Genomic DNA, 10,774 nt, shown 5'->3' with positions numbered 1-10,774 from the left:
AACGCTTGTGCCTTACTTTTTGCAAGAACATAAGAATATTCTAGAAGCTTGGGTAAATTCTTTGCCAGAAATCTCCTTACTGGATGGCTTGCTGAAAAACACTTCCGCCATTCAACCAGACACCATTCACGGGGATACCCATGCGCAAAGTACAACGGTCTTTGGACTGTCTTACCTCTTAGGCATCACTTTGATGCCACGGATTCGCGGCTGGCAAGACCTCAAGTTCTACCGGAGCGATCCGTCCATCCGCTACACCCACATCGACAAACTGTTCTCCCACAGCGTGAACTGGACTCTGATCAAAACGCACCTCCCGGACATGTTACGGGTCACGCTGTCGATCAAGGCGGGCAAGATTGCCGCTTCAACGATCCTCCGGAAATTGGGCACCAATAGTGCGAAGAACAAGCTTTACCAGGCATTTCAAGAGTTGGGCTATGCCGTTAGAACGGGCTTTCTACTCCAGTACATCCATGAGCCTGACCTCCGGGCGGTCATTCAGGCAGCCACCAACAAGAGTGAGTCTTTCAATGGCTTCTTGCAGTGGTTAGCCTTTGGTGGTGACGGTGTCATTGCCACTAACAATCGTGATGAGCAGCGCAAACGGGTGAAGTACAACCATTTAGTGGCTAACTGTTTGATTTTCTACAACGTCTTCGAGCTCAGTCGCATCCTCCATGAACTGCTGCAGGAGGGCATGAAGATTGAACCAGAAGCCATTGCGGCGCTCAGTCCTTATTGGACGCAACACATTAATCGGTTTGGTCGTTACAGTTTGGACATGGATCGCTGTCCTCCCCCCATTAACTTTGGTCTCCCTGTCGTCTCTCCAAAGTCATCCGATGGCTGATTTTTGAGGGAAATCGCTGTCTGTAAACACTTCCTAGCAAACGTTTCAGGCGATGTGGTACTTAATTGCCAGGAACGGTGTCGTACCCCATGAACAGTCAGATCCGCTTGTTGATCGCCCTCTAGATTGAGCGATCGCATCACGACTCGTCCCTCGACTGGTTGCTTAAAGATGCCAGTCATGACAGGCTTTCCTTTCCAACTCACTTCACGCGGCACGCCCACGCAAACAGAAATTAGTTTCATTGAGCAACCCCTTCAACGATGACTCCCTGAAACTCTACCGCACCTTCGCGCAATTTTTTGATAGCAGCGTACTCATTGGAATGCCAGTAGTCGAGAAAGGTTTGACGCGACGGCCATGCAAAGATTGCTGATTGCAAGGCTGTAGCGCTGCCTTCGATCACTTCGGGAGTTCCTTGAGCGAGCAAGCGTCCGCCACGCTGGTTAATCAGCGGCATCACCGCCTGAAAGTACGCCATGAAGCGATCGGCATCGGTAATTTTGAGCGAAACGACAAAGTAAACGGTCATGTGTGTGTCTCCTTCAGATCTAAACCAATAGCGGAAAAAGTGCCTAAAGCAAGGGTGGAAAAGGCGACCTTAGCAACCGACTTTGTCGAAACTAGCTTGACGAAGCAGGTTGCCAGGTGCTCATGGACTAGGCAAGGTGAGCAGGAAGAAAACGGCGGATGTGAGCGGCGATCGCCTCGCCCTCTTCATCCAGGACAAAATGCCCCGTATCGAGGAGATGCACCTCAATCGTTTTCAGATCCCGCTGAAAGGCATGGGCACCCTCTGGACCAAAAAACGGATCATTTTTGCCCCAAACAATCAGGGTTGGTGGTTGGTGGGTGTGGAAGTACTCATGCCACTGGGGATACTGCTCCAGATTTGCCCGGTAGTTGTAGAACAGTTCCAGTTGAGCCGCCGCATTTTCTGGACGATCCAGGAAGGATTGATCGAGATTCCAGTTGTCGGGGTTGATATTTTGGCGATCGCGCACCCCAGCCGTGTAGAAGAAAATCGTTGTATCCCGCTTGAGGAAAGCGCGCACTGGGGCTTCGGTGGCTGCTGAGCGATCGCTCCATAGATCACGAAAGGCTTGCCATGCAGGAGTTAAGCCTTCTTCATAGGCATTGCCATTCTGCACAATCAACGCTTGAATCCATTCAGGATGACGGGTGGCAATCCGAAACCCAACGGGTGCGCCGTAATCCTGAACATACAAGCTGAAGCGAGTTAATCCCAAAGCCTGGAGGAAATGCTCAGTAATGTCAGCGAGATGATCAAAGCTGTATTCAAATTGATCAATTGGCGGTGTATCGCTGTTGCCAAAACCGGGGTAATCGGGCGCAATCAGATGAAATTGATCAGATAGCTCGGTGATCAATTCTCGATACATGTGTGATGAAGCCGGATAGCCATGCAGTAGCACGATCGTCGGATTCTCCTTTGAACCTGCTTCGCGGTAGAAGATATTCAAGCCGTCAATCGAAATGGTGTTGTAGGTCGTCATGATCTTGCTCCTTGTGTTGTGAACATGTGTGTTTTGAACAGAATTTGCCTTTCAAGGCAGGTTGAAAACGCTTGACCGTGATGCCTTAATTTGCTGCAATGCACCACACCCTTTTGGTCTCAGATGCTTCTCAAACCCATTGGGCGAGCTGCGGTTTGCTTGGTTTTGAACAGAAACTCCATCAGCCAGAGACCCAAGAATCTGGGAGTGAACGCCGCAGACGCATAGATCACCTTGCCCAGGAGACCTGCTACTACACTGGGTCGGCGAGCTGCCAAACCGCGCAGCCCAACCCTGGCGACCTGTTCCGCACTTAATGTGGAATGCAGTAGATTGAAGAGCTGAAGCGCACGAGAATTGAGAATTTCCGCTTCTTGCCCAAACGCCGTCGCCGTTGAGGGTGGGTGTAGACAGGAAACGACGACGTTGAAGCGTTTCATCTCCTGATAAAGGGCGATGGAAAAGTTGGTGACAAACGCCTTGGTGGCGCTGTAAACCCCAAAAAAGGGCACTGGTTCGCAAGCCAAGACAGCAGACACATTGAGAATGTAGCCCGTGCGGCGACTTTTCATGTAGCCAGCCGCCCAGTGACTCAGATGAGTCAGACTCACCATGTTGAGTTGACACATGTCATGCAGCCGCGACCAGGGTTGATCAACCGTATAGCCAGAGGCACCAACGCCAGCATTGTTGATCAAAACTTCAACGGGATAGGGCAACCGCTCTAATTGGTGAATTAACTCGTCGCAAGCTTCAGCGTTAGACAAATCGGTACCAATCACCTGAATGTAGTCTGTGAGCGGTGTCAGTTCTTGCTTAACGCTTTCCAGTTGCCTCACGTCTCTGGCAACCAATACCAATCTTGCACCTTGCTTTGCTAGCAATTTGGCAAAGGCATAACCAATGCCGCCTGATGCTCCGGTAATCACTGCCAAGCGTGCTTTAAATGCGGCTTTCATCAATTTACTCCTTGTGGGTTGTGGCGCTCCGCTCCGTCTTTACCAAACGTTCGGTATAAATCTAAATTACCGAACGTTTGGTATACTGTCAAGTAGGAACGCAAAACTTCTTTGAGGGCAGCCCATGACAAAAGCAGAAGTTATTCCCCAGTTGATGGGAGTTTTTCAGCGCTATGGTTACGAAGGCGCCAGCATTACCCGCTTTTCGGAAGCGACTGGGTTGAAGCGAGCCAGTCTCTATCACTACTTCCCAAACGGGAAAGAGGAGATGGCAACGGTAGTACTGGATTACATTACACAGGCTTTAAAGGAGCAGTTGCTTGCGCCGTTAGACAGCGATCGCCCACCCATTGAGCGCCTTCGTGCGATGAATCAAAACATTGATGCGTTTTATCAACATGGGCAGCAAGATTGTCTCTTGGCGCTTTTCAGCATGGGGGAGGCACACGAACTGTTTCAAGCGCGTGTGGAGCAAGCACTGAAGCTTTGGATTGATCGTTTGGCAGCCGTGCTCGTTGAGGCAGGCATTACACCCACGATTGCCCATCAACGGGCTGAAGAGGCGCTTGTACAAATTCAAGGGGCGCTCGTGCTCACACGAGGATTGAATAGTACAGCCACGTTTGAACGACTATTGAAACAAAGCCCAGAAAGGTTACTGCGCCATGAGTGAGTGTGCGTCGTCAAGGGCAGCTTTTTTCGTTCGAGCGCCGCTGTGAAACCAACGCTAACCATGATTGACACTTAGGATAGGCAATGCACTTGTGTGAAGCGGTTGTCAGACTAGCAAGGATAGCGGGTGGAATGTAGTTCCCCTAAGCTGGTTAGCCCCAAAGGCTCACCCGTCGTTAATCACACAGGCACCTGGTAGGAAATAATGAAGCAAGGTATGGAAAATAATCATGAAACTCTACGCCGATTTTAGTCAACGAGTAGTGGTATTGAGTGAGGCTCTGCCCTGGGTGGACTCTCCAATGCCAGGTGTGCAGCGACGCATGCTGGAGCGGGATGGCGAAGAAGTGGCACGGGCAACTTCGATCGTCCGTTATGCGCCCGACAGCCATTTCTCGGCACATACTCACGGCGGTGGGGAAGAGTTTCTCGTCTTAGACGGCGTTTTTTCGGATGAACAGGGCGATTACCCTGCTGGCACCTATATCCGTAATCCTGTCGGATCAACGCATACGCCGTTTAGCAGCGATGGCTGCACGATTTTGGTGAAGCTGTGGCAAATGCATCCTCAGGATCAGCAGCGAGTGGTCATTTATACCACTCAGGCTGTCTGGCGACCTGGTTTAGTCGAGGGTTTACGGGTGCTGCCGCTCCATACCTATGGCACAGAGCATATAGCCCTGGTGCAGTGGGCACCTGGTACTCAGTTTCAGCCGCATCGTCATGGTGGGGGTGAAGAGATTTTTGTTTTAGAGGGCACATTTGAAGATGAATTTGGTTCTTATCCCAAAGGCTCCTGGCTACGCAATCCGAGTGGGAGTCGGCACACCCCATTTAGTCACTCAGGCTGTCTCATCTATGTCAAAACTGGACATTTGCCTGCTATCGCCAGCCCTACGGCAACAGAGTCAATGTTAACGAAGTGATCAACGGCTCATTGAATGGAACGAATAAGATGATCGAGTCGATGAAGTGCATACCTGGTTGATTGGAGGAGATGAATGAGGCTTGGCGATCGTGAAACACTGGTCGAAGGCATGGACGGCAACCTTACGGTATCGCAACTAGATGAGGGTAGCGTGTTTGCGATCGTCTTTCCAACGCAATTTCAAAGAAACTAACGGCTCCGTTCACCCGCGCAAACAAACTCTCGAACTCAACCAGCCGACTTGATACGGTCGGGTGCAACGGAATTGTTAGACCGTTCGGTAAGAGCTTGCATCATTATTCCAGCCCTGTTTATGTCTAAACTAATAAACTTTCAATAAAAGTGAATATCTCGTCTTTGTCCTCAGTGGGATTACTCATTAAATAAGGAATGCTTAATTCATCCCTAATGTATTCAGCATAAAGGATTTCCTGTTCCTGAAAAGACTCCAACAAGGACAAATCGTGTCTGATACTATCCCTTGAATTTAAACGAGCATAAATATTTTCAGGTTTGTCAATCAAGACAAGAATTGCGCTAGGGGCAATGCCCTCATAAGTTGAGTACGGAATTCTAGTGATTTCATTATCCTTGTTTAAAAGACAGAAATGTCCATCGAGTAAGTACCAATTTGTACTATTCAAGTATTTATTTAACGCTACTACCAGATAGTCTTGATTCCCAGCTATATTTTCAACTTGTTTACTCCGAAGATGCTCCTCTTCTTTCTCTTTGGCAATCAAATTACTCGCTGAAAAATGTTCAATGCTAAATCTAGCCACTAGATTATTGCAAAGTGTTGTTTTACCAACGCCATGTACTCCGGCGACAAAAATTATTCTACGTTGCCTCATATAATTTATTTTCTTGATAGGCTTTTGAATTGATCAAATAACATCTTTATTCTTGCCTATATATAGAGGGCTAGCCTTGTTATTTTCTGTCAGCCACGCTATATAACCATCTACATCAGGTCCTCCAATATTTATAGCTAACTCTATACCAAAGAGTGCAAGAATCAAGTAGCCTTCTTGATGCGGTGTGAAAAGCAGATCGTACTCATAGACCACTTTATGCGACTTTCCACTGAGGTCGATACATTTGTCATTAACGTTGTAAATTGTTCTTGTATGGTATGCCCACTCTTGAGGTTGTCCTAACCGAGCATAATTACGAATAGGATCAAAGTCAGGTTCATCAATGAGATGATCAAGCCCTCCTAGAGTCTTTAAAAGACGCTGAGCAAGTACCTCTACAGCAACTTTTGCTAAGAATCGTGACACCAAATTAGCTTGCTCAGGCAACTTACCAGTAGGCACAATCAGAAAACCATTTTTTTCATTGATAATTTTATTAAAAACTTCTGTCTCAACTCTGATAAATGCTTTAACGTCGCCCTCTCCTTGCGGAGAAACTTGCACGGGATGTTTACCATTCATATAACCTACAGTAAAAGGTATATTACCTCTCTTGTTAGGAATGAACTGAAAGCTTCTTAATTCTGTAATACCAGATGAGTCCAGAAAAGGCTTTTCTACTTTTCTGGCAAAATAATTGTTGCACTTGTCGCAGACAACCCCGCGCGGTAAAACTTGCTTCGTATTACCAAGCGATTCAGGAATTATATGCTCTACACTACGAGAGCTATCGGAAGAATTTTTGCAGAAAATACATCGCATACGAATTTGGAGTAGACAGGTGGTTAATTATCAAAGGTTCAGATTAAGCCAATCTATTCTAAGGTAGTAATAAACTTAACTGTTCGCCCAATCGCTCCTCTTGCATCAATTGATTTCTTCCCTTATGAAGTGCATCAAGCCACTCAGCTTGAATGTACCAATCCTCACGCCAGTTGATTGTGGCTTGCGGTGGTACAAATCCCGAACAAAGTTTTTGTATTTGTTTTAGAGACAGTGCAGGGAAGGAAAAACTTTGATGTATTAAAGTACCGTATGCAAACTCGCAGCTCTCGAAATAAACGTCATAGAACTCTTTGTCTACTCCCATAATGTGACGATACTGGTTCCACATTTTAGAAGGAGATAAAGATATAGTCTTATCCGCTATAAAGCCTCCTTTTATAACAGAATCAGGAGTAGTTTCATATAGAAGAACAAGATCGCCTAATTCCATACCGATTGGGCGCTTTCTTAACTCAATCTTCTTGTTGCCAGCAATAATACGTTCAGCATAAACCTGTTTGATACTGAGTGCCTTAATATGCTTATCCTGCATAAATACCTCCAAGTTCAACGGCTCTTCCATAACGTTCTAAGGAAATACTATGCATAGTTTGTGGTGTTCCATTCAGGACACCATTGCTTAATAAGTCATTTCGACTGATTGCTTGACGAAGTGGCATGAGGAAGTCAAACTCAACAGCATGTCGAGTCTGTGCTTCTCCACCAATCTGCTCTAATGTAAGAACGCCTCTTACACCTAAATCACTGTAGAGTTGAGCAGGTGTTCCAATATATCGATTGACGATTCTGGCGATCGCTACAACACCAGATATAGGACGGCTAGCATAAAACAATATCGATGCCCCTCTCATATCATCTTGAATACAAGTGGGCTTGCCGTAATAAACTGTCTTGCCAGCTTGAAATATTTGAATTAGAAACTGAGGACGAATTGGTATAACGTAAGCCGTTCGAGGGGCATAGATTGATTCTGCGGGATATGTCAGATTGAGCCAGGAATGAAAAGAGCAACGATGAACAGAATTTGCATCTGAGTCTAGTAACTCGATAGTTGCATCGTTGTATTGAATCTGTGTGACTTCCTTTCTACCTTCAGGATCATAAGAAGACCCAATAATCGATGGAAATAAATATTTCGCCTTATTTATAACATCTAAATTGTTTGTATCAGGATCATAAAATAGTAGCTTCGTTAAAAACCATTCTGGTTGATGACCTTCGCGTTCGTATATCTCACGCCCTATACCTTCTACCCAAAAGCCATAACGTTCAAAGAATGGAATAAGCTCAACTCTAGCTGTAGTAACAAAAGCTCTTCTAATTCTCTCTGATTTCCACTGTTCAAATCAGGTTAAAATCAGGTTTCTCCCAATACCACTGCGTCGAAAATCTTGATAAACATAGAGAGTTGATAATTTAGCTATTCCACGACTTTTAGGTTTCCAAATTGCAACGCCAATAGCTTGTCTATCTCTGTAAGCTACATTGAAGACAGTACTTGAATCGCTCATTGTTCTGTCTAGCCATTGAGGGAAACCAGGATAGAGAGGAGATAGTTCACTATCAAGCATCCTAACTAACTCAGTCTCACGTCTAAATTCGCTACCGCTTAACTTTTTCACTCCAAATGCAGCAACAACAGACTCAAACGAGTCTCCCTCAATATCTCTTCGTCCCCCGACCAGTTCTGAGAAATCGTCGAAAATTACAGCACGATAAAGTTTATTTACAAAATCTTGTAATTCTTGTCGACTAGGGAACCTAAACCACTCAATACCAGGTGCCTCTGAGACATGGTATCCCTTCGCTGTCAACTGAAAATGAATTATTGACTCTACACGCTCATCCGGAATTTTAATTGCACCTAATAAATAAGGCTCTTCTGGATGCGAGGTTCTGATCTGTGCGCGTATACGCTGCCATGCCAATTCCGTAGGATCAGCATCAATACTTCCAGAGGTTCTACCAATTTTTACCCTCGGTTGCTCTCTTAAATATGAAGGAAATGAATAAATGTAAAGAACGACCTGGGTTTCCATAACTTAGTTGGACTGACTACAAGCTGCCGCAGCCTACTGTGCAGGAATAAGCAAAGGGGGTAGTGGGTTATTATAGCCAACTTACGGACTTTAGGCGCAATCGCCCCTAAACAATTTCCAAACAACGCCCGAACCAAAAACTTACGCCTACTTGAGTATTGCAACTCACAGGCAACCTTTCGCTACGCCCCAACAAGAGAATTGTCGGTCTAACGATTAATAGACGGAAAGTTTCTGCCTAAGATCCCGCAGTGGGTGGATAGGCAGAATGATTCAGCATAACGCCTCAAATTTAGTGCTTGGGTAGAATCTTTCCGCATCATACGCTGCTGAAGGTGGATAGGCAGAATCTTTCCATATCTTTTCCAGATTGTATGCCAACGGGAAGCGGCTTGCATAGTCAAAAGATTTGGTACGGGGGCGCTGTGAGGTGAAACCTCTTTGTCACTGTTAGACCTCGGATGAGTGCGGTGTGCCTAACTTGAAAGAGCCTGCTTGAGAAAGTCAATAAACCGTTTAATCTAGATCAGAGCATTTGCAGGCAATACGTTGTAAGCCATAGGCTATAGCACTGACGATCTCATGAGGAAACCACAAGATGCCACTTAAACTTTACGATTTAGCGGGCGCAGAAGACGATCGCCGCTTTAGTCCCCCTTGCTGGCAAGTCAAAATGGCGCTTAAGCACAAAGGGTTGGCGGTCGAAACCATTCCCTGGCGGTTTACCGAGAAAGACGCGATCGCCTTTTCGGGTCAGGGGCGAGTACCTGTTTTGATGGATGGTGATACGACAGTGACAGATAGTTGGGAAATTGTGCGCTACCTGGAAACAACGTATGCCGATCGCCCCAGTTTGTTTGGTGGCACGATGGGCGAGTCAGGCGCTTTATTCATCAAGTTCTGGTGCCTTCAAGCCATCAATCCACTCATCTTTCAAATTATTCTTCCAGACTTATTGCAGCATTTGCATGAGAAGGATCAAGCGTACTTTCGTGAAAGTCGGGAGCGGATGCTTGGTATGACGTTAGAGGATGCGGCTGCACCGCATGATGCCACTATCACTGCACTGCGAACCGCGCTAACGCCACTGAGACAAGTACTGGCACGTCAGCTTTATCTGAGTGGTGAGCAGCCTTCTTTTGCCGATTATGTGGTGTTGGCTCAATTTCAATGGGCGAGGTCAGTTTGTCCCATCCAGTTGCTGGCTCAAGATGATCCCGTTTATCAGTGGCGCGATCGCTTGCTGGATGCGTTCGATAGTTATGCACGCGGTGCCTTGGGTTATCCAGTCTAACCAGTTGATGCTTCAATTTTTAGATTAACTGCCATTCAAAGCAGCGATGTGGCGATCGCCAACGGCTACATCACTGGCGTTGTGCAACTGTTTGTCCAGGTGTCTGGGTTGCTGCAAGGTCGATCGCCGCAAGTAATCGACCTTGCAGCTTAAAGCCGTTTACTGTCAAGATTCCTCGCGGACAAGACGGATATCAGCTTCTCTTTCAACGTAAGTCCACTCTTCGGATGCTCGGAGTTGAGCAACTAAATCATCAAAAGCGGCAGTGTCAGAGGCTGTGTATTCAAACCACGTCAGAAAATCGAATGGCTCCTGTTCTCCTAAGTCTCGGCAGTGATGCAGTCGGCGTGCAACAGCGGGCAAATATTTCATCCCGATCGCAACATGCTGAGAACACTCCTCAAGAATCCTTCGCCGCTCATCTTGTGGTAAAACCCACCATGACGGCTTCTTGCGAATCGGGATCAGTGCCGCACAAATTGCCTCAGGGCGACCAAGACCTGCTTGTTTAGCGACGAGTTGGTCTTTCTCCAGTCGGGTCACATAGCGTTCATTACTCGTAATGCCGCGCAGACACCATTTGGCATCCGCAGTTGTTGAGTCAGTTGAGCCGCTCGCCACCGTTAGTCTGGTTGCCTCCGGTAGCGAATCTCCGAAAACTGCTGTCATGCTGACAATTTGCCAGGGTCCGGTGTCTCCACCGCTAAAGGTAAATAGTCGATTACTCATTGCTAATTCCAAATTTCTCTCATACACTCAACGACCAACGGAACGGATCTTGTTCATTCCATCTCAATCGATTCAGGTCA

General features: G+C 46.6%; 14 protein-coding genes. 4 read left to right on the top strand and 10 right to left on the bottom strand.

All coding sequences use genetic code 11. The annotated features are described in order from the left end of the window. On the top strand, positions 1-853 hold an 853-nt coding region (locus C7B82_RS21860), incomplete at its 5' end, for a Tn3 family transposase (RefSeq protein ID WP_219904630.1). Here the strand turns inward: C7B82_RS21860 and C7B82_RS35255 are convergent. The 4 genes from C7B82_RS35255 to C7B82_RS21840 all read right to left on the bottom strand — a co-directional run bounded on the left by C7B82_RS35255 (position 772) and on the right by C7B82_RS21840 (position 3,329). Next, complete coding sequence (locus tag C7B82_RS35255) at positions 772-1,098, bottom strand: MOSC domain-containing protein (protein WP_219904629.1); 327 nt, start codon at positions 1,096-1,098, stop codon at positions 772-774. The genes C7B82_RS21860 and C7B82_RS35255 overlap by 82 nt on opposite strands. Next, complete coding sequence (locus C7B82_RS21850) at positions 1,095-1,385, bottom strand: DUF1330 domain-containing protein (protein WP_106258579.1); 291 nt, start codon at positions 1,383-1,385, stop codon at positions 1,095-1,097. The genes C7B82_RS35255 and C7B82_RS21850 overlap by 4 nt, the downstream gene beginning before the upstream one ends. 127 nt (positions 1,386-1,512) lie before the next feature. Next, entirely contained in the window at positions 1,513-2,370 is an 858-nt protein-coding gene (locus C7B82_RS21845; RefSeq protein ID WP_106258577.1) for an alpha/beta fold hydrolase, read from the bottom strand. A 119-nt stretch (positions 2,371-2,489) separates the two neighbouring features. Then, the gene (locus C7B82_RS21840) at positions 2,490-3,329 is read right to left on the bottom strand and encodes an SDR family NAD(P)-dependent oxidoreductase (protein WP_106258575.1); all 840 of its coding nucleotides are present in this window, start codon (positions 3,327-3,329) and stop codon (positions 2,490-2,492) included. Positions 3,330-3,453: 124 nt separating this feature from the next. On the opposite strand from C7B82_RS21840, the gene C7B82_RS21835 reads away from it, so the two are divergent. Continuing rightward, positions 3,454-4,002: a TetR/AcrR family transcriptional regulator gene (locus C7B82_RS21835; RefSeq protein ID WP_106258574.1), complete on the top strand. Its 549-nt coding sequence runs from the start codon at positions 3,454-3,456 to the stop codon at positions 4,000-4,002. 229 nt (positions 4,003-4,231) lie between these two features. Beyond that, a complete protein-coding gene (locus C7B82_RS21830) occupies positions 4,232-4,927 on the top strand; it encodes a cupin domain-containing protein (protein ID WP_106258572.1) in 696 nt (231 codons plus the stop codon). Between the two features lie 319 nt (positions 4,928-5,246). Here C7B82_RS21830 and C7B82_RS21825 read toward each other — a convergent pair whose 3' ends face one another. From C7B82_RS21825 to C7B82_RS21810, 5 genes are all read right to left on the bottom strand, one after another. Continuing rightward, the gene (locus C7B82_RS21825; RefSeq protein ID WP_106258571.1) at positions 5,247-5,783 is read right to left on the bottom strand and encodes an ATP-binding protein; all 537 of its coding nucleotides are present in this window, start codon (positions 5,781-5,783) and stop codon (positions 5,247-5,249) included. Positions 5,784-5,816: 33 nt separating this feature from the next. Then, positions 5,817-6,608, bottom strand: a complete 792-nt coding sequence (locus tag C7B82_RS21820) for an HNH endonuclease (protein WP_106258569.1) — start codon at positions 6,606-6,608, stop codon at positions 5,817-5,819. 58 nt (positions 6,609-6,666) lie between these two features. Continuing rightward, positions 6,667-7,194 (bottom strand): hypothetical protein, encoded by a 528-nt coding sequence (locus tag C7B82_RS21815; protein ID WP_245940040.1) that lies wholly within the window; start codon positions 7,192-7,194, stop codon positions 6,667-6,669. After that, positions 7,154-7,465: a hypothetical protein gene (locus tag C7B82_RS31630; RefSeq protein WP_146141235.1), complete on the bottom strand. Its 312-nt coding sequence runs from the start codon at positions 7,463-7,465 to the stop codon at positions 7,154-7,156. The genes C7B82_RS21815 and C7B82_RS31630 overlap by 41 nt, the downstream gene beginning before the upstream one ends. Positions 7,466-7,978: 513 nt before the next feature. Next, the gene (locus C7B82_RS21810) at positions 7,979-8,671 is read right to left on the bottom strand and encodes a GNAT family N-acetyltransferase (RefSeq protein WP_106258568.1); all 693 of its coding nucleotides are present in this window, start codon (positions 8,669-8,671) and stop codon (positions 7,979-7,981) included. 598 nt (positions 8,672-9,269) lie between these two features. Between C7B82_RS21810 and C7B82_RS21805 the strand changes: the two genes are divergently transcribed. Next, positions 9,270-9,965 carry a glutathione S-transferase N-terminal domain-containing protein gene (locus C7B82_RS21805; RefSeq protein WP_106258566.1) on the top strand — a complete coding sequence of 232 codons (696 nt, stop codon included), beginning with the start codon at positions 9,270-9,272 and terminating at the stop codon, positions 9,963-9,965. Positions 9,966-10,130: 165 nt separating this feature from the next. Here C7B82_RS21805 and C7B82_RS21800 read toward each other — a convergent pair whose 3' ends face one another. Beyond that, the gene (locus tag C7B82_RS21800) at positions 10,131-10,694 is read right to left on the bottom strand and encodes a chlorite dismutase family protein (protein WP_106258564.1); all 564 of its coding nucleotides are present in this window, start codon (positions 10,692-10,694) and stop codon (positions 10,131-10,133) included. Between the last annotated feature and the right edge of the window lie 80 nt (positions 10,695-10,774).

The organism is Stenomitos frigidus ULC18 (assembly GCF_003003795.1).
GTDB classification, from domain to species: domain Bacteria; phylum Cyanobacteriota; class Cyanobacteriia; order Leptolyngbyales; family Leptolyngbyaceae; genus Stenomitos; species Stenomitos frigidus_A.
Note: the sequence above shows the minus strand (reverse complement) of the source record. Positions and strands in the feature narration are given on the sequence as shown.

What these genes read in the sequence shown, in the direction of transcription:
- C7B82_RS21845 (WP_106258577.1), bottom strand. Translation starts at nt 2,370, where the DNA reads ATGACGACCTACAACACCATTTCGATTGACGGCTTGAATATCTTCTAC.
- C7B82_RS21820 (WP_106258569.1), bottom strand. Translation starts at nt 6,608, where the DNA reads ATGCGATGTATTTTCTGCAAAAATTCTTCCGATAGCTCTCGTAGTGTA.
- C7B82_RS21805 (WP_106258566.1), top strand. Translation starts at nt 9,270, where the DNA reads ATGCCACTTAAACTTTACGATTTAGCGGGCGCAGAAGACGATCGCCGC.
- C7B82_RS21800 (WP_106258564.1), bottom strand. Translation starts at nt 10,694, where the DNA reads ATGAGTAATCGACTATTTACCTTTAGCGGTGGAGACACCGGACCCTGG.
- C7B82_RS21815 (WP_245940040.1), bottom strand. Translation starts at nt 7,194, where the DNA reads ATGGAAGAGCCGTTGAACTTGGAGGTATTTATGCAGGATAAGCATATT.
- C7B82_RS21835 (WP_106258574.1), top strand. Translation starts at nt 3,454, where the DNA reads ATGACAAAAGCAGAAGTTATTCCCCAGTTGATGGGAGTTTTTCAGCGC.
- C7B82_RS21810 (WP_106258568.1), bottom strand. Translation starts at nt 8,671, where the DNA reads ATGGAAACCCAGGTCGTTCTTTACATTTATTCATTTCCTTCATATTTA.
- C7B82_RS35255 (WP_219904629.1), bottom strand. Translation starts at nt 1,098, where the DNA reads ATGAAACTAATTTCTGTTTGCGTGGGCGTGCCGCGTGAAGTGAGTTGG.
- C7B82_RS21830 (WP_106258572.1), top strand. Translation starts at nt 4,232, where the DNA reads ATGAAACTCTACGCCGATTTTAGTCAACGAGTAGTGGTATTGAGTGAG.
- C7B82_RS21840 (WP_106258575.1), bottom strand. Translation starts at nt 3,329, where the DNA reads ATGAAAGCCGCATTTAAAGCACGCTTGGCAGTGATTACCGGAGCATCA.
- C7B82_RS21825 (WP_106258571.1), bottom strand. Translation starts at nt 5,783, where the DNA reads ATGAGGCAACGTAGAATAATTTTTGTCGCCGGAGTACATGGCGTTGGT.
- C7B82_RS21850 (WP_106258579.1), bottom strand. Translation starts at nt 1,385, where the DNA reads ATGACCGTTTACTTTGTCGTTTCGCTCAAAATTACCGATGCCGATCGC.